Origin of the sequence: Luteolibacter pohnpeiensis, assembly GCF_016595435.1 — a bacterium.
Lineage (GTDB): Bacteria > Verrucomicrobiota > Verrucomicrobiia > Verrucomicrobiales > Akkermansiaceae > Luteolibacter > Luteolibacter pohnpeiensis.
On the sequence record NZ_JAENIJ010000037.1, the window covers coordinates 1 to 23,147 of the forward strand.

Genomic DNA, 23,147 nt, shown 5'->3' on the forward strand with positions numbered 1-23,147 from the left:
AGATCCGGCGCAGCCGCGATCAATTGGGCATTCGCCTTCGCGGTTCCCGCCAGATAACCCATATCAGGAGCAAGCCCCATGTGAGCCACGGTTTGTCGCCCGTATCCATTGGAAGCCATCACTTCCAAAACGCCCGCGCTGTTACGATGGACCGCCCAAGGAGCAGGAGTTACCCCACCCGCCAAACTTATATTATCAGTATCTATATTTGCATTCATTTTAATATATCTTGAGATCTGGGCACAGCTCACGCAGGGAGTGCCGATTAGTTATTTTTAACCCCTATATTTCGGGATTATTTCTGAATGGTTCGCTCTTTGATAAATGCTTTATAAGCGGCTACAGTCACACGACGGCTTCTCGGGCCGACTTCCACAATGGGTAAGACTTTCGCTGCATGCGTCGCTGACAAGCCAAGCAGTTGCGCAGCTGTTGAAAGTTCGATTAGATTAAGTTCATCTATATCGACACTTGCTCTCAGCTCCGCAGTTAGTTGCTTGGCAGCCAGCTCTATAGTTTCTTTTCTTTCTTTAGGTGAAAGGATCATTTGCTAGGCCTTTCTAATGTTGGCGTTTTGCTTTTTGGCTTGGATCGCGAGATAGATCTTCGTTGCCTCCTTCGGGGTGATCGCGAGGATGTCCGCGATTTGGAAGATCTTAATCAGCACCGCGCTACCAAGATCTGGATACTGTAAGCTGATTGAGTTCATAATTGGCTCGGTTTGTCGTATGACGTAAATAGGAATACATACCTCATGTTCCTGAGTCAATGCTTGATTTGATTTTTATTTACTCTCGTAAATAAGCCTGTAAATTCCAGGCATGGACATCAATCGCGACAGCGTGAACAAATGGCTGGCAGACATGCACCGGAGCCAAGTTTGGCTGGCAGACCAATGTGGCGTTTCAAAGCAAGCGGTCAGTAACTGGCTCAGGGAAAAGAATCCTCAGCAAATATCAGCCTCTGCTCAGATCACGATTAGAAGTCTAATGGAGGAAGACGCCGTCGCCCAACAAGCCAAACCCCCTCACAATCTCGTATTGGAGTTCAGTGACTCTGAATACGCCCCCATCGAAAGAGCTGCTCTAAAAGCGGGGATGACCATTCGGGAATGGGTGAAAACTACCTTAAACGATATTGTCGATATGGATGTCGAACGATTCATTGAAGGTCTCCACACAGTTTCCGATTCATTACTAACTTTCCCTGAAATTCCTCTGCACCACGCAGCAGCCGGGCTTCCTGCATCGTCTGATGTGGAGTATTTCGCGCCAACGAAAGATCTCGGAAAGGGCCGCTTCGCATGCAAGCTCCATGGCGAGTCCATGTCCCCTAAATTCCCTGATGGCTCTACGGTGATTCTGCGCGAGCGCGGAAGCCTGAAGAATCCGACACTCAAAAAAGGTGAGATTTACCTCTTCGTAGTGAACGGAGAAAAAACCCTGAAAGTCTACAACACTCGAGTCGCGAAAAAAGCAGAGATCGAAGCTGGAATCTCTTATGTTTCAGTCATCGACGGCAAAACTAAGGTCAAAGTCCTGCAATCCATTAACCCGGATTTCCCGGAAATCGTCGCCAAAGAGCCGATCGAATGGCTTGGCTGGCTAGACAAGGACGACCAATGAGCGCCAAGCGTAAAAGCTTTAAGGTAGGCCGTGGAAACAGTTTTCTAACCGTTTACCCATGGACTCACCCCCGAACAGGCGCTGATCGTTGGCGCTATGCTTGGAGGGAAAATGAGAACTCGTCTTGGCGATATGTCACATGCAGGTCCAAGAAGGAAGCCGAGCAATCGGCTTGGGATAAGCTGGGAGAAATCGACAGCGGCGACATCCAATGGTCGACACTCTCCCGAGAAGCCCAGCGATTCCTCGAAGAGGTTCACAGGCTGACTGAACCTTCAGACTGGCCAGCTGTTCTCACCTTTCTGGAAAGCCGCAAGCGGAGCTCTGAAATCGTTTCCAGTGTTCAGCGGTTCATGAACTGGAAAGTCGAGTCTGCAGGCGAGGAAACTCGTAGTCTGGCCAATCTCCGGAGAGTTCTGGAACCCATGGCCAGGAATTTCGCAGGAAGCAGTATCATCGACATCTCCCCTGCCGAACTGAAAACCTGGTGGGACGGCCGCGTTGCGGGTTTAGCAAAAAAAACCCGGAACGATGTCCGGGGCGCATTAGTCAGTTTTTGGAATTGGGCAGTCCTTGAGGGAATTCACCCGAAGGAGTCCACACCTGCAGATCGCCTCCCACGTGTAGAAGTCGGCCACGGTGAACGGCGTGTTCTGACGCCTAGGGAGTTCATGCAGCTTGCGGAGGCGATTGTAGAGGAATGGCGTCCCTGGCTGGTATTGGGAGCTTTCTGCGGCCTCAGGCCTGAGGAAATCGCCCCAACACGACGCAAAGGATTTTCAAAATCGGGCAAACGGGGACTTCTCCGTGAGGAAATCGATTTCCGGTTCAAAGTCATCCATCTACCCGCAGAAGTCTCAAAGGTGGCCACTCCGAGGAAAGTCCCCCTCTGCGATGCAGCGCTCGCATGGCTCGAATGGGCAGGGGTCGAGGAAGGCCAAACTGGACCGGTTTGCATGCGGAATCCATCCGAAGAAGAGGAGACGAAAAGACTCGGAAAAGTGGTCTTCAAAACCGGCTGGCCGCAGGACGTTTTACGACACTCCTACGGAAGCTTCAGGAATTCGCTCATTCGGAACCTTCCACAGGTAGCGGAAGAGATGGGCACTTCGGAGACCATGTTGCGCCGTCATTACCATAATCCACGGACAAAAGAGGAGGGTGAGGCTTGGTTCGAAATGCGCCCAAAAGTGATCCGATATGATCCGATGGAAAGCACCTTGGATAGCGAAAACAAGAAATCGGGCGTTCGCTGAATCGTTGAAAACTCAACAAAACCACCCTTATTTCCCTTGAAGGAAAGTGCCGGGAACAGGACTCGAACCTGCACACCTTGCGATACCAGATCCTAAGTCTGGCGCGTCTACCAATTCCGCCATCCCGGCTGGGTTCGGCTTGCGATGGTGTAGAACATGGCCTGCCCGACGGGAAAGCAAAATCGCGTTCCATTCACGGAATCCTCATCGTATTTGCCCCATCGCCATTCCGGCAATTGATTCCACAGCCATGAAACAAGTGCATTGCAACGCAGATCTCACTCGCGTCGGCTACTTTCAGACAATTTAGGAAGAAGTCGGGACTGTCAGACTGATCCGATATTTGCTGATCAGCCAGGATTCCCATCGCCTTGTTTCAACTGATGGTTAGCATCCGGCATGGAGGAACTGCCGAGGAGGAAAAGTAAGAGTGCCATCGTGCTGGCCTGGATACTCGGTTGTGCACTTCTGGGTGGTTTTGCATATGTTTTGATCGCGATGCTTGCAACGCCGGGAGCAAAGAGTTCGCACAAACCGTTGCAGGTATTTCATTTTTCGGATGGGCAGAAAATCGAAGTGTGGGGTGTTTCCACGGGGCGGCATGTTGTGCAGCTCATTCCCGAGAATCAGCTCCCATTCAGTTTGGTGGATCGGGAAGAATCCAGTAGGTCTTTGATGTTAGGCATGGAAGTCATCACCGATGAGAAAAATAAAATCCCGGTCCGCATCAAATTTAAGCCGAATACGAGTCATGCCGCCATGCTCATCGATCTTCAGCTCTCGGGGCCAAGTCACACGCTGTTGAAATCCCCCTATTTCTGGACTGAGGCTTATGGAGGAATAGTGTGTGACGATCCGCGGTTTTCCTCAAACTCCCAAACTGGAGAGATCAATCGACTCAACCAAAAAGATGAAACGGAAGAGATGTTGCAATCGGCGATGGCCAAAGCAGGTTTGGGGATTTTACTGCAGCATCAGGATCCAGATTCGGGATGGATCAATCTGTATGGCCCTTTTCTCATTCAGAAAAAATGGCCGAACCGCTTTATCTCCGTGCTGCCTGCATGGCGCCGTGATTTGAAGAATCTGAAATTCAGAGTCGTGTTGCAGCATGGAGAACCATTGGAGTTCACCTTGCCAAATCCCGATATCCACACGGCTCCGGCCCATTTTTCTCCAACGCCGCTGCCCTACAGCCACGATGGAAATGATTTTATCCTGACAGCGAAACATCTCACCAAAATCGAGCGACCGGGCAGTCATCCATTTTCCGCCGTAGACCTCAAATTTGCTTATACAAAAACCATCCACCCCGGAGTTGAAAACCCTGAGCCATTTTTCCCGAATTCCCTAGTCTATGCGACCGATGAATGGGGCAACTCTCTGCAGCTGACTTCTGTGGGTCCCGACTCAGGGCTCGGTGCGGCATTTCCCGCATCATCCAAATGGTTCACGCTCCACTTCGACTATCAACGAAATGAAGATTTCCAGCAGGATCGCTCGCGTGGTTTGGCGATTTTCGAAGGAACCGTTTCGGCAGATGGAAAAGAAATCCAGTTCTCCACGCTCAAGGATGCGAAACTCTTTGGCATTACCCATCCTCCGACGGTTCAGATCGGATACTACCACGACACCGTATTTATTGACGGGGCGACCAAGGATTGGGAGTGCTTTAAAATGGAATATGAAGGCGAATTCGATCAGACTTCGATCCAGAACTATTTTGCCAATTTCCAAGTGGCTCAAACCCGCATCTTCATTGGGGACGAATCGAGGTCGAGCGGCCTGACGTTAGAGCTGGGTAGTAACTATTCCCATTTCAACGATCATTATGATTTCAGGAGAGAGAGGATGTGGGCGTTTCCGCCCGGTGTTCTTACTCCAGGAACGAAAGTCACGATTGCCATCCACCCGCCGTTGCCGGATGAGCCTATCGAAATGAATTTGCCGATTCCGGATTGAAATGCCCCGCTCAGCATCCGAGCCGATGAGCATCCGGTGCGGAAAGCGGTGCCGCGGTTGCATCATTCCACGCCAGCTCAATCACCTGAAACCGGCTACCCAGATGACCGGGATGCGTGAGTGACTGGAATTGCCTCAATCCGCTCACATCCGGATTGCCTTCCTGCGCCAGCAACCAATCCCATGCAAGCTGGGTAAGCCAATGTCCTTGCGACTGAAATGCCGACGCGCGATACCCAAGTGCATGGGCTTGCTCAGCAAAGGTGGTAAAGTCAACGTGCGCGGTGATGTCGATTTCGCCGGGGCGTTCGAGAGGATTTTCCACAGCTTGATGTTTCGAAAAAGTGCGCAAGGTCCCGGTGGTGCGATCGGGATGATAATACTCGGGCCGGGCGTAGCCGTAATCGGGAAAGATCAACAATCCCGCATCGATCAGCTCCCGGAATGGCGCGAGAAAGCCCCGATAGTCCCTGATTTCTGTCCGGTATCCCTGCGGAAATGTGTCGATCTCTGTGTTCAGAATTTTCGGTAACAACTCCGGGTCTATTTGAGCTGCCCGCCATTCGAATTGCTCATCTCCGCTCAACCCGACTTTTAGCTCGGCCCAATGATCCCCGGTTTTTTCAACGATCTGAAACGGCAAGGCATCCAAAACCTCGTTGCCAAAAACAATTCCCGGGAGCTTTATCGCATCATCTGAACCGGAAGTCACTTTCACGGTTGCCCCGAAGCCCGCGAGCTTTGCCATCTGCGCCTCACGCAGCTGCTCCAGTGGCTCAATGATCCGATATTCCACCGCCGAAAATGCAGTCGGGTTCAGAACGGACAGCTCGCTCAGAATGTCGTGCGCGAGGGTTCCATCGTGGGCGCCTACCTCCACCATCCGCCACAAATTCGGCGATCCCGCATTTTCCCACCAATTCAGAAAGCGCCGCGCCAGCAATCGACCAAACAGCGGCCCAACGCTCACACTGGTGTAAAAATCTCCATCGCGCCCGGTCTGGCCCAAGCCCCGTGCGTAATAGCCCAGGCCCGGTTCATACAATGCCATGGCCATGAAATCTGAGAAAGCAAGTGGCCCCGAATGCTTGATCCGCTCCTGAATCATCCGGTGCAACGCAGGGGTTGCGGCGGCCCCCGGCGTCGAGTAGAGATGGACGGTCTCCGTCGTATCCAGCGGGGAAATTTTGGAATCTGCCATGTCGGAAAACCTCAATAGTTCCCGGAACAAGAAGCGCAAAAAGCCATTCTACAAGCGCAAACGTCTGTGGCTGGGATTGCTCTTGCTCATGCTCATCGGCGGTGTCGCAGGTGGGATTTTTGCGGAAAACTACACCCGGAAGTATCGGGAACGCGCTGAGTCCTACGATCTGGATCGCATCAATGATCTGGAAATCCCGAGTTTGATGCTCGACCGCAATGGCAAAGAGATCGGGCGGATCTTCGTGCAAAACCGAAGCGTGATCCCGATCGATAAAGTGCCCCAAAATTTCATCGATGCACTCTGCGCAGGAGAGGACTCGCGATTTTTCCAACACGGCGGGGTCGATTACATGGGCGTCATCCGCGCGGGTTGGCTCAACTACAAAGGCAGCACCCAGGGAGCCAGCACCATCACCCAGCAGCTCGCTCGAAATGCTTATGGTCTGAAGGCCGAAGCCAAAAAGCGCCATGAGAGCACCATCCAACGAAAACTGGTGGAAGCATTTCTCTCCATGCGCATCGAGAAGCGCTACTCCAAGCGGCAGATTCTCGAATTTTATCTCAACCGGATCTACTTCGGCAGCGGATTTTACGGCATCCGTTCGGCCTCACTGGGCTACTTTGGCAAAGAGCCGATGGAACTGGGAACCGAGGAATGCGCCTCCATGGTGACCTTGATCAAAAACCCGACCGATCGCTCACCGCTCAACAACCCGGATAAAAACCGCGCAGGCCGGAACTATGTTCTGGGTCGGATGGAAGACGAAGGATTCATCTCCAAGCAGGAAATGTTTCGGCTCCAGGCACTGCCTCTGAAGGTCAACTCCCACCCGCTCCAGCGCAGCACTTCCCACCTCTATGAACTGATCGCCAAGAACGTGGCCGAAGCGCTCGGCGAAGACGCCTTGGAATCCGGCGGATTTAAAATTCATACCACCATCCTGGCTGAGGCGCAGGAAGCCGCGGAAAAATCACTCCGTGAAACCTTGGCGAAAGCCGAGCAAAACCCGGGCTATACCCGGCAGAAATACGGCGACTACGACAGCGATTCCAATAAGCCCCCCAGCTACCTGCAAGGCGCGGTTCTGATGGTTGATCATGAAACCGGCGAGGTTCTGGCCCACGTCGGCGGCAGGGACTACGCGCAGGCTCCGTATGATTTCATCGAAATGGGCAAACGCCCGCTAGGCACCGCATTTTTCCCGTTTCTCTACGCAGCGGGTCTGAGCAGTGGTCGCACACCCGCCACCATGGTGGAAGATACCGAGCTGGATAACCGCAGTGTCATGATCGGCGGCCTTGAGGGCATCCCCGGAGAATTCGGAATGGAGGTCCAGTCCCCGGTTTATGAACGGCGCCCGATCACCGTCCGGCAGGCGTTTGAGGATTCAAAAATTGCCGCCACCATTCGGTTCGGCAATGACGTCGGCTTGCAGAATATTGTGGATGCCGGTGTCGCATTTGGCTTCCCGATGCAGAAAGCCGAACTTTTGCCACGTCTGTGCGTCGGCTGGGAACCTGTCTCCATGAAACAGGCCGTGCGGGCCATTTCTACCTTTGCCCGCGCTGGCAAAGCCGGCCCCTCAAAGCTGGTCTACATTGACCGGGTCGAAGATCCGGATGGCAAAGTCATTTACCGCCGCCCGCGAACCGCTGTTTCCGAACCGCAGATCATTGATGACGCCACCGCTTGGCAAATCCACAGCATGATGGCTGGCTCTCTGGACCACGGCAGCTCATCGGGTGCGCTGAATGGACTGATCGAAAAGCCATTCGAGGGTGCTGGCAAGGGCGGCACCACCCATGACTTCAGCGACACCTGGTTCCTCGGTTACAACAAACGAGTCACCTGTGGCGTCTGGACCGGTTTCCTGCAGGGAGGTGACTCGATTTACCCCGGTGCTTTCAGCCGGGATCTGGCCATGCCCATCTGGCAGGCAACGATGAACGCAGCGGCCCCATCCTTCAGTGGCGGGAAATTCCTGCCGCCAACGAGCACCGTTTCTCTCCAAATCTGCTCGGTTTCCGGTCAGCGGGCCACCCAGTTCTGCCAGCAACTCGAAGAAGACCCGGCCGCTGGAACCATGCACACCCGCTCCACCGCCATCACCGAGTTTTTCCGCAAAGGCACCGAAAACATCCCGTTCTGCACCATTCACTCAGGAGTCATTGACCAAGCCATTTCTCCGGAAACCGCCTTGAATCACATGCCAGCCCTGGATGTGGTGCCGATCCGACCCAAGGAGCCGATCCTCATCGGTGACGATCCCTACCACACCGATGTCCCGAGCTTCACCCCCACCTCTGCCACCAGCGGGCTGATCCGCCACCGGACCAACGTGCTCGACAGCTTCGACATTGATGGCGAAACGGAGGAAATTCACCTCAAACGCCCGCCCCGCCTGCACATCATTCCGGACTGAGCTCCGGCCGGGCGAGGTTTTCCCTTGCCAAATGCGTTTGATTTGCCCAGTTTCCCCGCCCCTTCTCGTGCCGCCCGGAAACAACGAAGATCGTAGGGAATCCCAAGCGGCTGATCTTCAAGAATCGCCTGTCCTGAATCAAGGCAGGAATCCCAAAAATATATGATCAACGATCTCATTTCGGAAATGGTGGACGCAGGCGTTCACTACGGACACCAAACCAAAAAGTGGAACCCACGCATGAAGCCCTTCCTCATGAAGGACAAAGGCGGGATCTACATCATCAACCTCGAGAAGACCGTCCAACAATTGGACAAAGCTTCCGATTTCCTCGCCGATCTCGTCGGCAAAGGCAAAAAAGTTCTTTTCGTCGGCTGCAAGCGCCAGGCTCAGGACGCCATCCGCGAAGCGGCTGAGGCGACCGGCCAACACTACGTCAACCATCGCTGGCTCGGTGGCATGCTCACCAACAGCACCACCGTTCGCAAGAGCGTGGAGCGCCTCAAGTATCTCGAAAACCTCGAGAAGCAACCTGAGTTCAAGTCGATGTCCAAGAAGGAGCTCGCCGCCCTCGGCCGTGAGCGTGAGAAGCTTCTCCGCAACCTTCGCGGGGTTCGCAATCTCGACAAGAAGCCAGACGCCGTGGTCATCGTCGACTCCGCTCGCGAAACCATCGCCGTTGCTGAAGCTCGCCGCTTGAACATCCCAATCGTCGCCATCGTCGACACCAACGCGGACCCAGCCCTCATCGATTACCCGATCCCTGGCAACGACGACGCCATCCGCTCGATCCGCATCATCCTCCAGAACCTGGTCGATGGCATGGTCGCATCCCGCAAAAACTAACCCTTTTGTCACGCGGGCGGCCTGTCTTTCCGGCGGGTCGCCCGTTTTCATCCGAACCTTTCACTTCTTTTCACCATGACAATCACCGCTGCCACCGTCAAAGAACTCCGCGACAAAACCAACGCCGGCATGATGGACTGCAAACGCGTCCTTGCCGAAACCAACGGCGACATCGAAGCCTCCATCAAGCTCCTCCGCGAGCGCGGCATCATGAAGGCCGGCACCAAGACCGACCGCGCCGCCACCGAAGGCATCATCACCGCACGCGTTGCTGACGATGCATCTTCCGGCATCCTTCTCGAAATCAACTGCGAAACCGACTTCGTTTCCCGTAACGAGAACTTCCAGGCGTTCGTTTCTGAAATCGCTGATTTCCTCGTCGAAACCAAAGCCGCTGATCTCGACGCTGCCCTGGCCGCACAAAAAGGCGAGCTGACCGTCGCGGACACCGTGAAGTCGAAGGTCGTGGAAGTGGGTGAGAACCTGCAACTCCGCAAATACGTTCGCTTCGACGCAGCAGCAGGCGGCGTGGTAGCTTCCTACATCCACCTCGGTGGCAAGGTCGGCGTTCTCCTCGAAGTCGGCACCACCAAACCAGAAACCGCAGGCAAGCCTGAGTTCCAAGAGCTGATCAAGGACCTCACCCTGCACATTGCAGCTTGCGCACCTAAAGGTCTTTCCCGCGAAGACATCCCACAAGATGTCGTTGATGCAGAGCTCGAAATCTATCGCGCCCGCCTCGCAGAAAGCGGCAAGCCAGCCAACATCATCGAGAACATCCTCAAGGGTCAAATCGGCAAGTTCTTCGCAGAAAGCTGCTTCCTTGAGCAAGGTTTCGTGAAAGACGACAAAGTCACCGTCACCGCCCTCCTCGAAGCCAAAGGCAAGGAAGTCGGCGACACCCTGACTGTGACCCGCTTCGTCCGCTTCGGCCTCGGCGAGTAATCGCGAGAGCGCCAATCGCGCCAATCCCAGATCCAAATTCTAACACTAACACCCGATGGCAAATGCGATCGGGTGTTTTTTGGGCTTTAGGGTTTATTGAAAAAAAGATTGTCAAAAGGTAATGAGAGTAGTAGCAAAGTTCGAGTTGATAACTCAACCAATATTATTATGAATTCTTCAAATGATTTGAACCGTCGGAATTTTATTAAAAAACAGCTTTAACAGCAGGAGCTGTCACACTATTAACCCGAGGGACAGGATTGGGTACGGAAGCATCTGTAACTGCTACCGAAACCGCTACTGGCAGTATAGCTGCAACTGGAACTTCGAAGCCTCGTCATAGATTATATACGTCACCATTTGGGTAAGCGGTTGGGATAGCAACACAGGAAATGCTACGTTTACCGCTAGTGAATCTTCAGCATACGAATATACAGACCTCACCGAACCTTCTTATAACACTCCATTAATTACTGGATCACCAAACGTGACCACTGGAGGAGCTGGAACTCTCAAGGCTGGGGGAATACCAATGGCGGTGACAACATCGGATGATATTGTCACTAATGAAACGGCAACTGTTGTTGACGACCCCGCTCTAACGAAAAACCCAAAAATAACCTTCGGTTATAAAGAACTAACTACCGAGACTAACGATGGCACCATCACGCGCTACAAGAAAAAATTTACGGTAGAATACGGCGCAAAATGGGGATATTTTTCAAATCCTTGATACGATCCACATAAAAACCCATTACAACACAAATAAGATCTTATCATCCAAGAGTCCATGAAAAGAAAGCGAAATATATTAATTATAGCAGCCTTTTTAATACTCTTATTAAGCATATTAATCCTTGTCACGAAATTAACTCATTCAGATAAAAAGGAATATGCTGCAAATCGACGAAGCGATCGATTGCGCACACAAGATTACCGTCATCCAAAAAGCTCTTCCATTAAAATAACAAGACAATCTATAAAAAACGCAAATTCTCAGACATACATAGAACAATGGCTATCCATTTCGAGTAATTTAAAAGGCCTCGAATTAGCAGACAAACATAGTCAACTAATTCAAGATGCTAGCAACCGACTACAAGGACATGAACTAGCAGAATTTCTGGCGTATATCATTAATTCAAAAGAATACTCCTCAAACCGAATGGCTATCACGGTTGCAAGTTTGCAATTATTCGAAGAATTACCTAGAAATTTCGAGTATCCAGATATGGCTCGCTGGATTGCACAATTCGATGACCAAAAAGCCAAAGCTGAACTCAGCTATAATCTCGGCATTAAGTTTTCCAAAGTGGCGGGCCATGACGCGGCTATCCGAAATGTTATGGAGCAGCTAGTAGATACTCACTCGCAGCAGCAATTTCTAACGGGACAATGCACTGTTCTAGCATTAAGTAACCCCGTTCGCGCCTTTGAAGAATACCAATTCTTTTTGCCTGCAGAAGGAGATCTATCGGGAATGAAAGTAATTGCTGCCAACATCCATCAGGATTTCCAAAAGATATTTGACATCGTTTCATCTAACGAAATTTCAAACACAAATGGCGCGAGACAGGCAGTGATAAGCAGATGGGCGGAAGAAGATCCCGAAAATGCAGCTAATTATGTCGTAAGAAATACTGAGAGCACTACCCCTGAAGATTTAGGAACCGCAGTCGCCACATGGTTAACAGTCGATCCCAACGCCACCTTATTGTGGGCACAAGATCTCCCGAACGGCGATTACCGGCAAGCTGCCATGAGTCGCATCGTGATCAATATGGCTGATAGCGATCCCGAAAATGCTTGGAATCTCGCAATGCATGAAAAAATGGATGAAGGCAAAGAGCAATTATTAAGAAGCATTTATACCAAATGGGCAAAGACAGACTCAAGCGCCAGTGAAATTGCCAAAAAGGTGTTGGATAACTGGGAGAAAAAATAGGCAAGCTTCCTTGTATAACGCACTCTGCTAGAGCTTTTCACGACTGGATCGTTATATCTTCACTGAAAATCAAATAGATAGGCCATCAAATCAATATTTATGGAAAAAGATAAGATTTCTGTGTAGAAAAGCCCTACAGATTCCGTATCTATTTATAGATAGACTCATGAATCGCCTTCACACTCCGCTCCTATTTCTCGCCACTTGTGGAACTCTTTTCGCCACCGAAAACTGGACTCCCTTATTCAACGGAAAAAACCTGGATGGCTGGGTACAACGCGGAGGCAAGGCTAGTTACAAAGTAGAAGACGGCTGCATCGTTGGCACCTCGACCTTGAACACGGCCAATTCCTTTCTCTGCACCGATCGGGACTACGCCGACTTCATTCTTGAGTATGATTTCAAGGTGGATCCCCGCCTCAACTCCGGAGTCCAGATCCGCAGCCAATCATTCGCAACTCCATCCGAAATCCGCTGGAACGGCAAAGTCATCAACATCAGCGCAAATCGCGTCCACGGCTATCAGATCGAGATCGATCCGAATCCGATTCAAAACCGCTGGTGGAGTGCAGGCATTTACGACGAAGGCCGCCGCGGCTGGCTCTACCCCGGCATACTCGGTGGCAATGCCAAGGAATTCACCGAACAAGGTCGCAAGATCTTCAAACAGGAAGGGTGGAATCATGTGCGTGTCGAAGCCATCGGCCACCACCTTAAAACCACACTGAACGGCGCGCCATGCGCATCGATTGACGACAGCGCCACGGCCTCCGGATTCATCGCGCTCCAGGTTCATTCGATTGATGATCACAAGGAAATCGACGGCTCGCAGGTAAGTTGGAAGAACATCCGCATTCAGGAAATCCCAGAACCTGAGCAAAACACGCTGACAGCAGAGGAAAAAGCCGCAGGCTGGAAAATGCTCTGGGACGGCAAAACGAGCAATGGCTGGCGCAGTGCCAAATCTTCGACCTTCCCGAAGGATGGCTGGACCATGAAAGATGGGGTCCTGACGGTGAAAGAAACCGGCGGAGCCGAATCGGAGGCCGGTGGCGACATCATCACCGAAGATCCGTATTCCGATTTCGAATTGAGCGTCGATTTCAAGATCACTCCCGGTGCGAACAGCGGCATCAAATTTTTTGTCGATCCCGACATGAATCAAGGCAAGGGCTCTGCCATCGGCCCGGAATTCCAAATTCTGGACGACGTCCGCCACCCGGACGCCAAGCTCGGCCACAATGGCGATCGCACGATTGGCTCGCTCTACGATCTCATTCCCGCCCCTGCTTCCAAAAAAGTGAATCCGGTCGGTGAATGGAACAACGCCCGCATTCTATCCGATGGCAAGCATTTGACCTATTGGCTGAATGGAGAAAAAACGATAGAGATCGACCGAGGCTCGAAGGAGTGGCGCGATCTGGTTGCAGCCAGCAAATACAAAGTTTGGGACCATTTCGGCGAACTTCCAGAAGGACACATTCTACTACAGGACCACGGCAATACCGTTCATTTCCGGAATATCAAAATTCGCGATTTCTCGAAGCATTGACCATGCCTTCGCTCCCGTCTGCGCCCGGCTCCTCCCCAGGATGCCGGGCGTTTTTTTTGATCATTTCTCTTCACCATGAAGTCCGCAATGCATGCGAAATGAAGATGAAGTTCAGGAGTGATCTCCCCTTTAGACGGAATGGATCCATCACCATTCCGCCAAGTCGGCGCGGGATTTTTGGATATGCCGCGCCTCCACAAACATACTTGTCCCCGGATTGGCGTGGGCGGACACTTTAGATTGAATATGGACGAGAACCTACAAACGGATTCCGAATTGTTAGCAGATTGGCTGATGCACCGACGCGAGCGTGCGTTCCATGCCTTGGTCAACCGCTACGCAGGATTGGTTCACTCAACGGCGAGGCGCACTTGCGGAGACGAAAGCATGGCAGCAGAAGCGGCTCAACTCACGTTCATCACATTGGCCAAACGGGCAAAATCGCTGGCGGCATGTCACACCCTCGGTGGTTGGTTACACCGCACCTCCCTGCTCCAGGCGAAAAATGTTCTGCGCCAACATATCCGTGAAAAACGAAAACTCGAAGCTCTCGAAAACAAGATGCAAACCCGCTCGATGGATGAAGCCACTTCCGCTTGGGCAGATATGCAGCCGATTCTTGATGACTCTCTAGCTGCACTTTCCGAGACGGATCGCGAGGTTTTGTTGCTGCGTTATTACCGCTCTCACAGCATTTCAGAGATTGCTGGATCACTTGGGATCGGGACGGAAGCAGCTAAAAAACGTGTCACTCGCGCAACCGATCGCCTGCGGGACAAACTCGCCAAGCGGGGTTATCAAGCCGGCTCCAGCCTTTCCGCAAGCATCGCGGCTGGCTTCAGCGCTGATGCACAAGCTGCCGTCCCCACAATATCGACTATGGCTGCGAAAGCAATCGCAGCAGCAGGAGTGAATGGCGGCATTGGAGTAGCAGTCACCGCTTGGTTTGCTGCGAATGCAATGAGAACTACCCCGGTAGCTGTTCCTATCGGTGCCATTCTATTGGTTTCGGCGGGCCTGGGATTACAGCATCAATCAATCGCAAAAGCAGAACAACAACTTGCCTCTCCCACGGTCGCGTCGATTCCAATCAAAACTCGCGCCTCCCGTCCGGTAGTTTCTGCCAAATCGCCGACATCAGAGATCGGGGAGTCTTCCATCAATTGGCCCAAAGTTGTTGAGCACTATAGGACTCTTGACCAACAGAATAGAGATTCAGGTATCCGGTTTGCTTACGACTTCCAACAAAGCCTGGCCAAATTAAGTGATGAGCGACTGGCTCAAGAGCTGGATGCGATCGAAAGTACAGGATTAAACGATGAAGACAAAGCCACCGCTGATAGGTTGATCACGGAAGTGGCTACCACCAACATTCCCGGAGTTTTTTTGAATAAGTTCTCCGATCGGATAAATCCGGATTCGCAAGGGTTTCACCAAGAGGCCTTCGAAACGGCATTGGCCAATTTCGCATCCAAGAAACCCGGTGATGCGATCGACTGGTTGGATAGGCAAATCGCCGAAGGAGGATTTGAGAGCAAGAGCTTGGATGAGCAAGTCTCGCCATATTGGAGATTTGAAGGCCACATGATCTGGGGTCTGCTTTCCAGTAATCCGCAGGCAGCCGCCAATCGAATCCGTAACTTCCCGGAAAACATGAAACAGGAGGTGCTCACTCCATATAAAATGGGTAGATCCATACGGCCGGAGGATCGGGTGACTTATGTAAATCTCGTGCGCGAAGTATTGCCTGAACAAGAAGCGATACAATCCATTGCAGACCTGATCGAGCAGTTCCAAATCAGCGACGATTTCTCCCCGCTCCCCCAATTCACTGACGAAATCCATGCTACGAGCGCTGAAATGATCCCAATCATCCAAAGAGCTGCTCAGACCAAGTTCAGGAAACTCAGTGAAAATCGGAAAGTAAAACTGAAGGATATTGAAGCCTTCAGAAAGTGGGTAGGCAATAAACTTCCAGACCAAGTCGATCAACTAACCGGCAAGATCATTCCACTCGCGCTTTTCACCCAATATCATGCCCTTGATTTCGAGGAAGCTGCGGCAATCGCTATCAGTATTCACCAGACAGACGGAAATGACGACCTTCTCATTCCTCTAATTAAAGCTTCACAACATGATTCCGTCTTCCAACCAATCGTCAACAAACTGATCGATAGCCTAACAAATCCAGAAACTCGGGAGCAAATGTCTCAGCTTATTGATAAAAAGAAGTGAACCACTATTTTTCCCTGAATAGATCCATGAAAATTCCAGCATATTTCACGGCTTTGATCCTGATCACAGGAAGCGGATTCGCCTGGTTCCAACATTCTCATTTGAGGCATCTGAAATCTGAACTGGCGGTGCAGACGAATCTAACCAAACAGCACGCCAATGCATCGAATCGATCCAGCCAATCCCGAGCCAATTTGCGAAAAGAAGCGGAAGAGTTGGCAGACATTTTCATCGGCATTGCCAGAAAAGGGCCTGATTCTGAAATGGACATCGCTTACAAACAGCGCGTCTTGGATATCACCACTCAAGTAGGAGCAATGGGCTCCGCATCAAAGTTTTTCATCCGAAAAATCTACGCCGCACAAGACATTGATCCGGCTTTACGAATGGACGTCATCCGATTCCCCATCAACGAACTAACAAGGAAGTATCCATCCGTTTATTTGCAGATGGTCCATCAAGAAATTGAAACCATGGGAATAGGACCTTTCACAGAATACAACATTCGGCTCTCCGTCCAGAATTTAGCGGTTGATGATTTGGAAGGTGCTAAAAAATGGCTTACCCAGCATATGGATGAATTGCCTGAACAGGTCACCGGCAATGCCAAACTCGGCTTGATATTCACGGCGGCCAAAAGCAATCCATCCTTGGCATTCAAGTGGATGGATGAACTTGAAATTGATGCATCTGATTGCATGCAATCCATCGCGTTAACTGATCAAAGTCCAGAACAACGTTCGAACCTTCTGGCAAGTTTTCGCAACTACACCCAGGACATTCAAAATTCGGAAAAACGTTCAGAAGTGATGAAATCGGCATTCCCACTCTTTGCTCAAAGTGCCACCAAAGACGGATTCGAGAAAGGGAGCCGATGGTTGGAAGCCTCAAATTTCTCCGAAGGAGAAATGGAGCTGGCCATCTATGGCATCGCCGATGGTATCAACTCAAATCGGTTGAAATCAGAGGAGATTGCACAATGGGTGACATGGTTTGGAGCACACGTCACCCAACTGAAAGATGAAAACGGGATTCGGCAGATGATGCGCAAGTGGCTGATCAAAGACTATGAAGCTGCTGGCAACTGGCTCTCGAATTGCCCAGCGGAATTCTCACTAAAGGCACCCATGGTCCAAACCTATGCAACCTCCATGGCGAAGATCGATCCCGAAACTGCATTCGAATGGGTAGCAACTCTTCCTGCGCAGCGAGCCAAAGAGTGCGTTTGGGAAATATTTCAGGATTGGCAAAAGCGGGACAAAACATCTGCCGACCACTGGCGTGAATCGCTCGCAGACGGCTCGCATCTGGCAAAGGTTTTGCGCGCAGCTGAAGAGGCCGATCGCAATGGTAATGGGAAAACACCACTTCGAGTGGAGGTCGGCTTCTAACAAATCATGGTTTGATGTGGTACCTTGTGAAGCACTGCTTGGGGATATCTGCCAGACCGGAGACGCCGCTCAGGATCTTGATTTCGGTTTCACCCAAAATGGCAGATATGCCAGCATCGCCACTGCACATATTCCATAAAACACGATCCGGTACGTCGGCATTAAAAAGATGCCATAAAAGATGATCTGCTGACTAAAAAATACACCGATCCCAAAAAGGACCATTTGAAGCCATGGATTAGCAATTTTCGGTAAGAGCAAAAACCTCCAAGCCATCCAGACACAAAACGGAATGATCATCATTCCCAGCCCAAAAACATCAGAGGAACCTGATAAGGAGTTCGTCTTTGCGTCATTTGTGGCCAGGAAGACATGAATCGGCAAGCAGCCCCAGGCGAGAAAGCCCCACCAAGTCCACATCAATACTTTCGCAATCAATCGTGAGGTCTGATTTTCTCTCATCTGCCCGAAATGATTGAATGATCTGATCTGGAGGGAAGGAAAAAATGCCTGCTCGCATCGAATCACCCTCGGCTTTGCGAATTGCGAATCCATGATGAATCCAACTCGATCGACCGATTCATCAGAAGCTTGCTGCCGCCCACGGCACGGGTGCTATTGTTCAGCCCATCGAGTCGCCAACAGGCTGTTCACAAACAATTGCAATGGATGGAACATCATCAGGGGAAGCAAGATGAGCGATAGCTCACCGCCCGGGCCAAAGATGACAGCGGCAAGTGGCACTCCCATGACTAAAGTTTTCTTCACCGCACAAAAATAGGCGGCGATGGAATCCTCTCGTGGCATCCTCAACACGATGCAGACCAGCCGGATCAACAAGGACATGCCGGTAAATAACAACAGCACGAACAAGGCAGTCAACAGCGTGTCTCCCGCGCCGTAACGGCTCCAAACCCGTTCCACGACCGACTCGCAAAAAGCACAGTAAACCATGAAAATGATCACCGTGTTACTGATTCGGGTGACCCAGATTTTCCTGCGATCGACCACGTTTTTCAACCAGGGTCGGAGTATCATTCCGAGTGCAAATGGAACCAAGGTCAGGGCAACGATTTTCAGTAACAGCGGGCCGAATTCAGTTTGCGCCGTACCCGCACCAGTCATCAGCCAGTGAACCAGTAGCGGAGTAAAAACGACACCAAGAACATTGGATAGCGCGGCGTTGAATAAGGCTCCCGGGGTATTGCCGCGTGCGACTGCCGTTAGCACAACCGAGGTCGAGACGGTCGACGGCAAAACACATAAAAATAGAAAGCCATCACGAATCGCCTGAGGTTCGCTCTTCCAAAGCCACGGCACCAAGGCGTTAAGCCCTGATCCCACCAGCGGGAATATCACAAAGGTGAAAATCTGGATCACCAAATGAAGACGCCAATTCCCCGCCCCGCTGCGAATTTTTTCGAACGCGAGCGAGAGGCCCTGCAAAAACAGAATCAAGGCAATGCCGCCATTGTTGATCAGGTCCGGATTCAAAACCCCATCGCGCGCGCCTCCTTGCGGAAAGACGAATGCCGCCGCCACACAACTGAACAGCGCAACCAGAAACCCGTTCTTTCTTATCCAGGAAATCTGATGGGGTGATGATGGCGATCCGTCACTCATGAATGCTGTGCGCGGCCAAATAAGCCCTTCTCGCATCAGCACGCAACAGCCATATCCAGCAAAACAAAGGTTTGTTCGCCTTGGATCATCTCAGTCGATTCCATCATTCATTCCAACCATAGTTACGATTTGATCCCATAGCGCTGCCTAGTAGCCTATAATCTGAGCATTACTAATGGTTCCCTACTTGTTGAATCCACGCCGCTGATTTCAGCTGGACGTGTTGCCGATATCTTGGCTTCTCTTCAACATGAATCGGCATCTGAAAGTGAGTTTCACGGTCATGGGTCTGTTGGCGCATGCGCTTTCACCTGCTTCCGCAAATGCACTGGATGATGTCGAAGGCTATTACGCCGTGATGCCTCAGCCCGGAGAATCCGCCATGCGAGCTCTGACTCCGGAGCTTCTGGAACTCATCCGCATCAACAGCGAGCCCCAAGGGGGAACACCGGACTCATGGGATTTTGTCGATTCGTCCGGGAGCTTCGTCGCCCCCACCAACTTTTCCGTTACCGTAAACGGCCAAGCGGTCACAGCATCGGTTTATAGTTTCCGGCGTCGACCACTTTATGCCCCGCTGGCCGTGCGCGACTTGCGCATCGATAACCGCGTATTCCTCGAACTCTCCACACCTCTGAACACGGGTGATGAAATCGTCGTAACGACCACAGGTTGGGACGGCGATTCGACCACAGCGCGCACCTATTCCACGACGATGGAACCGCTGCGCAGAAGCTCGGCGATTCATGTCAATCAGGAGGGCTATGAAACCACCTCGCCCAAAAAAGCGATGGTCGGCTACTATTTAGGAAGTGCGGGAGAACTGACCTTGCCATCCACCTCGTTTTCCCTGGTGGATGATGCGACGGGAGTTTCGGTTTTCACCGGCACCTTGCAATCCCGACCGGATGTCGGTTTCACCTATACCCCCACGCCATACCAAAAAACTTATTCGGCGGATTTCTCCAGCTTCCAAACCCAGGGCACTTACCGACTGGTCGTCGACGGCTTGGGAGCCTCATTGCCTTTCCGAATCGATAATGGCATGATGATGAATTTCGCGCGCAGCTATGCGATCGGAATTTACAATCAACGTTGCGGACACGCGGTCGAACTTCCGTTCAGTCGCCACGTTCATGCAGCTTGCCATACCGCCCCCGCATTGATCCCAACACCGGAGGCAAATTTCGCCAACACCTGGGGATTCATCGCCTCCGCCAGCAGCGACTACGCGAACAATTCACGCCATACCGCGCCGCAGCTGAAGGATGTGGCATCGCAACTTTATCCCATCATCAAGACCGGCTCGATCGATGTTTCGGGCGGTCACCACGATGCCGGAGATTATAGCAAATACACCATCAATTCCGCCCAGCTGGTTCATCACCTCGCCTTCGGCGCTGACGCCTTCCCGGGTGTCGGAGCATTGGACAACCTAGGCATTCCGGAAAGCGGCGATGGCAAAAGTGATTTGCTGCAAATGGCAAAGGTGGAGGCGGATTTCCTCGCAAAGATGCAAGACGACGATGGCGGGTTCTTCTTTCTCGTCTACCCAAGGGATCGGAAATACGAAAATGACGTCTTGCCCGATGCGGGAGACCAACAAGTCGTCTGGCCGAAGAATACTTCCGCCACTGCGGCCGCCACTGCCGCACTCGCGGAGATGGCTTCGTCGCCTTTGTTCAAACAACAATTCCCAACGGAAGCCGCAGCCTACATGGTGAAAGCACAAGCGGGCTGGGATTTCCTGATGAATGCCATCAACCTCTACGGCAAAGATGGTAGTTACCAAAAACTCACTCACTACGGTGACATCTTCATGCATGATGATGAGCTGGCTTGGGCCGCGGCCGCGATGTTTGCGGCGACCGGCGATCCGATCTATCAGCAGAAGCTTGACCAATGGTATGATCCATCGGCTTCCAGCACCAGACGCTGGGGCTGGTGGCATTTGTTCGAGAGCTACGGTTGCGCAGCCAGAACGTATGCGTTTGCCGCGCGCTCCGGTCGGCTCACGGCTTCGCAATTGGACTCGACTTATTTGGCGAAGTGCGAGGCGGAAATCATCGCTGCAGCGGATGATGCACGCGACCGGTCCGATGACTGCGCGTATGGCAGCTCCTACGAGATCGAGTCCAAATTGCAACGAACCGCCGGCTGGTATTTTTCAAGCGACCGGGCATTCGATCTAACAACCGGCTACCAACTCACGCTCGATTCAAGCTACCACGATGCCGTAATCGCGAATGTAAACTTCGAGCTCGGTTGCAATCCGGTGAATGTTTCCTATCTGACCGGCTCCGGACTGAAACAGCAGCGTGAGATCGTGCATCAATACGCCCAGAATGACCAACGGGTGCTTCCACCATCCGGCATTCCCATTGGCAACATTCAACCCGGCTTCGCTTACATCGGCAGCTATGGCTATGAACTCGGCGATCTAACATTTCCGCCGGACGGAGCCACCACCGCACCGTATCCGATGTATGATCGTTGGGGAGATTCTTATAACACGATGACCGAGTTCGTCGTTCCCCAACAAGGTCGCATCCTTGCGAGCCTGGCTTATTGGGCAGCCATTTCACCCGCTGGTTCACAGTCCTGGACCTCAGCCACTCCGGTCATTTCAGCACCTACCGATTACGTGCCAGTCGGCCAGCCGATCACGGTGAGCTTGTCCTGCCCGGGACTGGATTTGAGCAATGCGCGGATCACTTGGGAATGCAGCGACCAGCAACCTTGGATGGGCGGAACCAGCTGGACCTTTACCCCAGTGGCCGTCGGAGCTCAATGGGTCGAAGCTGAAGCCGTTCTCCCAGACGGGCGGCGGGTCAGCGCGGCTGCGAGTTATTCCACCAAATTCGCCAATGGCTCCTACGCCTATCTATCGGATTCCGATACCATCGCCCTCTATCATTTCGACGGAAATTTCCAGGACTCAGGACCCAATGGATATCATCTAACATCCGCCGGAAATGTTCAGCTCGTGGCTGGCAACTCGGGCTGGATGAAGCAACCGGTTGGCGAGGTCGCACGATTTTCCAATCTTGGCGACACCCTTACCGTCACCCTTCCTGACTCGCTGATCGCCCCCGGCAGCACGGCAACCGAGCTCTCGCTGGAAGCGTGGATTTTCCCGCGAGCCTACAAAGCCTATTCCTACGACAACTACCCCGTCATCGCGCTCACCCAGCACTGGGACAGCTCCCTCGCGATCACCGACGGGAAATGGAACAGCCCGGCGGTGCCGAGTATCGCTGCAGGCAGCCAGAGCCTGCTGTCCTCAAGCGATTGGCAATCGGCGATCGCGCTCGGAACCTGGCAGCGATTGAAAATCACGCGAGATAGCAACTCGGAATTCAAGGTTTGGATCAATGACGTCTGTGTCTCCACGGTTTCGGCCGCGCCAAACTATGGCCGAACCACCGATTGGCTGCTGACCTTGGGAAATATCGACGCCGACATCGACGAGGTCCGTATCAGTAGCATCGTCCGCTATCCACCGCCACCGGATGAATTTGTGGCCGACGCCAACACCCTCGCGCTCTATCACTTCAATGGCGACTTCAACGATGCTTCCGGCAACGGCCACCACCTCACCGCCAACGGCAGCGCCACACGATCTAATAGCAACCTCGGATGGATGACGCTCCCATCGGGTGAAACCGCCTCATTCGCAAATCTCGGCGATACGCTGACGGCAAGTTTTGCCGACAGTCTGATATCTCCGGGCAACTCGGCAACTCCGCTGACCATTGAGGGCTGGATTTATCCTCGCTCCTACAAAGCTTACGGTGTCGCCGGTTACCCCCTGCTCTCCCTTTATCAACATTGGGACAGCGCCCTTGAAGTGTTTCAGGACAAGTGGGATAGCCCGAGTGTGCCTAAAGTTCGCAGCGGAGCAAACGGCCTGGTCATGCCAACCGCCTGGCAAAGTGCCGTCGCGATCAACACCTGGAATTTCGTCAAAATCACCCGGGACGCCAATTCAGTGGTTGAAGTCTGGATCAACGACCAATGCCTCTACACCGGCACCCAACAATCCAACTACGGCCGGACACCGGATTGGTTGTTCACCCTCGGAAACTTCGATGGTGAAATCGACGAAGTCCGGATCAGTGACATCGTGCGCTGAGTCCGA

18 protein-coding genes, 1 tRNA gene and 1 pseudogene are annotated in these 23,147 nt (G+C 52.3%); 13 read left to right on the forward strand and 7 right to left on the reverse strand.

Annotated elements, in window-relative coordinates; translation table 11 throughout:
* From JIN85_RS17185 to JIN85_RS17195, 3 genes are all read right to left on the reverse strand, one after another.
* A partial coding sequence (locus JIN85_RS17185) for a hypothetical protein (RefSeq protein ID WP_200273105.1) occupies positions 1–218 on the reverse strand: 218 nt, incomplete at its 3' end.
* A 77-nt stretch (positions 219–295) separates the two neighbouring features.
* Positions 296–547, reverse strand: a complete 252-nt coding sequence (locus JIN85_RS17190; RefSeq protein WP_200273107.1) for a hypothetical protein — start codon at positions 545–547, stop codon at positions 296–298.
* A gap of 3 nt (positions 548–550) precedes the next feature.
* A complete protein-coding gene (locus JIN85_RS17195; RefSeq protein ID WP_200273109.1) occupies positions 551–709 on the reverse strand; it encodes a hypothetical protein in 159 nt (52 codons plus the stop codon).
* A 112-nt stretch (positions 710–821) separates the two neighbouring features.
* Here JIN85_RS17195 and JIN85_RS17200 point away from each other — a divergent pair, with 112 nt between their 5' ends.
* Together JIN85_RS17200 and JIN85_RS17205 are read left to right on the forward strand one after the other, a co-directional pair.
* The gene (locus tag JIN85_RS17200) at positions 822–1,625 is read left to right on the forward strand and encodes a S24 family peptidase (RefSeq protein ID WP_200273111.1); all 804 of its coding nucleotides are present in this window, start codon (positions 822–824) and stop codon (positions 1,623–1,625) included.
* Positions 1,622–2,881: a tyrosine-type recombinase/integrase gene (locus JIN85_RS17205; RefSeq protein WP_200273113.1), complete on the forward strand. Its 1,260-nt coding sequence runs from the start codon at positions 1,622–1,624 to the stop codon at positions 2,879–2,881. The genes JIN85_RS17200 and JIN85_RS17205 overlap by 4 nt, the downstream gene beginning before the upstream one ends.
* Before the next feature lie 47 nt (positions 2,882–2,928).
* Here the strand turns inward: JIN85_RS17205 and JIN85_RS17210 are convergent.
* Positions 2,929–3,010 (reverse strand) — tRNA-Leu (locus tag JIN85_RS17210).
* Positions 3,011–3,280: 270 nt separating this feature from the next.
* Here JIN85_RS17210 and JIN85_RS17215 point away from each other — a divergent pair.
* Positions 3,281–4,843, forward strand: a complete 1,563-nt coding sequence (locus JIN85_RS17215; protein ID WP_200273115.1) for a hypothetical protein — start codon at positions 3,281–3,283, stop codon at positions 4,841–4,843.
* A gap of 10 nt (positions 4,844–4,853) precedes the next feature.
* On the opposite strand, the gene JIN85_RS17220 is transcribed toward JIN85_RS17215, so the two are convergent.
* Entirely contained in the window at positions 4,854–6,044 is a 1,191-nt protein-coding gene (locus tag JIN85_RS17220; protein ID WP_200273117.1) for a class I SAM-dependent methyltransferase, read from the reverse strand.
* Here JIN85_RS17220 and JIN85_RS17225 point away from each other — a divergent pair.
* From JIN85_RS17225 to JIN85_RS17260, 9 genes and pseudogenes are all read left to right on the forward strand, one after another.
* Positions 6,043–8,469 (forward strand): transglycosylase domain-containing protein, encoded by a 2,427-nt coding sequence (locus JIN85_RS17225; RefSeq protein ID WP_200273119.1) that lies wholly within the window; start codon positions 6,043–6,045, stop codon positions 8,467–8,469. The genes JIN85_RS17220 and JIN85_RS17225 overlap by 2 nt on opposite strands.
* Positions 8,470–8,631: 162 nt before the next feature.
* Complete coding sequence (gene rpsB, locus JIN85_RS17230) at positions 8,632–9,315, forward strand: 30S ribosomal protein S2 (protein ID WP_200273121.1); 684 nt, start codon at positions 8,632–8,634, stop codon at positions 9,313–9,315.
* A 75-nt stretch (positions 9,316–9,390) separates the two neighbouring features.
* Positions 9,391–10,260, forward strand: coding sequence for a translation elongation factor Ts (tsf, locus tag JIN85_RS17235; RefSeq protein ID WP_200273123.1), 870 nt, complete (start codon positions 9,391–9,393; stop codon positions 10,258–10,260).
* Positions 10,261–10,747: 487 nt separating this feature from the next.
* Entirely contained in the window at positions 10,748–10,993 is a 246-nt protein-coding gene (locus JIN85_RS17240; protein ID WP_200273125.1) for a hypothetical protein, read from the forward strand.
* Between the two features lie 57 nt (positions 10,994–11,050).
* Complete coding sequence (locus JIN85_RS17245) at positions 11,051–12,205, forward strand: hypothetical protein (protein WP_200273127.1); 1,155 nt, start codon at positions 11,051–11,053, stop codon at positions 12,203–12,205.
* Positions 12,206–12,371: 166 nt separating this feature from the next.
* Positions 12,372–13,757, forward strand: coding sequence for a 3-keto-disaccharide hydrolase (locus JIN85_RS17250; protein WP_200273129.1), 1,386 nt, complete (start codon positions 12,372–12,374; stop codon positions 13,755–13,757).
* Between the two features lie 294 nt (positions 13,758–14,051).
* Positions 14,052–14,528 (forward strand): annotated as a pseudogene (locus tag JIN85_RS22335) (RNA polymerase sigma factor); the annotation flags it as partial.
* A 108-nt stretch (positions 14,529–14,636) separates the two neighbouring features.
* A complete protein-coding gene (locus JIN85_RS17255) occupies positions 14,637–15,992 on the forward strand; it encodes a hypothetical protein (protein ID WP_234047490.1) in 1,356 nt (451 codons plus the stop codon).
* Positions 15,993–16,018: 26 nt separating this feature from the next.
* Complete coding sequence (locus JIN85_RS17260) at positions 16,019–17,383, forward strand: hypothetical protein (protein ID WP_200273134.1); 1,365 nt, start codon at positions 16,019–16,021, stop codon at positions 17,381–17,383.
* Positions 17,384–17,452: 69 nt separating this feature from the next.
* On the opposite strand, the gene JIN85_RS17265 is transcribed toward JIN85_RS17260, so the two are convergent.
* Both JIN85_RS17265 and JIN85_RS17270 read right to left on the reverse strand, forming a co-directional pair.
* Entirely contained in the window at positions 17,453–17,938 is a 486-nt protein-coding gene (locus JIN85_RS17265) for a hypothetical protein (RefSeq protein ID WP_200273136.1), read from the reverse strand.
* 60 nt (positions 17,939–17,998) lie between these two features.
* Positions 17,999–19,006, reverse strand: coding sequence for a bile acid:sodium symporter family protein (locus JIN85_RS17270; protein WP_200273138.1), 1,008 nt, complete (start codon positions 19,004–19,006; stop codon positions 17,999–18,001).
* Between the two features lie 250 nt (positions 19,007–19,256).
* Between JIN85_RS17270 and JIN85_RS17275 the strand changes: the two genes are divergently transcribed.
* On the forward strand, positions 19,257–23,141 hold the full coding sequence (locus JIN85_RS17275; RefSeq protein ID WP_200273140.1) for a glycoside hydrolase family 9 protein: 3,885 nt from the start codon (positions 19,257–19,259) through the stop codon (positions 23,139–23,141).
* The last annotated feature ends 6 nt before the right edge of the window (positions 23,142–23,147 follow it).

Coding starts and splice junctions, on each gene's coding strand:
- tsf (WP_200273123.1), top strand. CDS start 9,391: ATGACAATCACCGCTGCCACCGTCAAAGAACTCCGCGACAAAACCAAC.
- JIN85_RS17200 (WP_200273111.1), top strand. CDS start 822: ATGGACATCAATCGCGACAGCGTGAACAAATGGCTGGCAGACATGCAC.
- JIN85_RS17205 (WP_200273113.1), top strand. CDS start 1,622: ATGAGCGCCAAGCGTAAAAGCTTTAAGGTAGGCCGTGGAAACAGTTTT.
- JIN85_RS17245 (WP_200273127.1), top strand. CDS start 11,051: ATGAAAAGAAAGCGAAATATATTAATTATAGCAGCCTTTTTAATACTC.
- JIN85_RS17250 (WP_200273129.1), top strand. CDS start 12,372: ATGAATCGCCTTCACACTCCGCTCCTATTTCTCGCCACTTGTGGAACT.
- JIN85_RS17190 (WP_200273107.1), bottom strand. CDS start 547: ATGATCCTTTCACCTAAAGAAAGAAAAGAAACTATAGAGCTGGCTGCC.
- rpsB (WP_200273121.1), top strand. CDS start 8,632: ATGATCAACGATCTCATTTCGGAAATGGTGGACGCAGGCGTTCACTAC.
- JIN85_RS17260 (WP_200273134.1), top strand. CDS start 16,019: ATGAAAATTCCAGCATATTTCACGGCTTTGATCCTGATCACAGGAAGC.
- JIN85_RS17265 (WP_200273136.1), bottom strand. CDS start 17,938: ATGGATTCGCAATTCGCAAAGCCGAGGGTGATTCGATGCGAGCAGGCA.
- JIN85_RS17255 (WP_234047490.1), top strand. CDS start 14,637: ATGGCTGCGAAAGCAATCGCAGCAGCAGGAGTGAATGGCGGCATTGGA.
- JIN85_RS17270 (WP_200273138.1), bottom strand. CDS start 19,006: ATGAGTGACGGATCGCCATCATCACCCCATCAGATTTCCTGGATAAGA.
- JIN85_RS17195 (WP_200273109.1), bottom strand. CDS start 709: ATGAACTCAATCAGCTTACAGTATCCAGATCTTGGTAGCGCGGTGCTG.
- JIN85_RS17215 (WP_200273115.1), top strand. CDS start 3,281: ATGGAGGAACTGCCGAGGAGGAAAAGTAAGAGTGCCATCGTGCTGGCC.
- JIN85_RS17225 (WP_200273119.1), top strand. CDS start 6,043: ATGTCGGAAAACCTCAATAGTTCCCGGAACAAGAAGCGCAAAAAGCCA.
- JIN85_RS17220 (WP_200273117.1), bottom strand. CDS start 6,044: ATGGCAGATTCCAAAATTTCCCCGCTGGATACGACGGAGACCGTCCAT.
- JIN85_RS17275 (WP_200273140.1), top strand. CDS start 19,257: ATGAATCGGCATCTGAAAGTGAGTTTCACGGTCATGGGTCTGTTGGCG.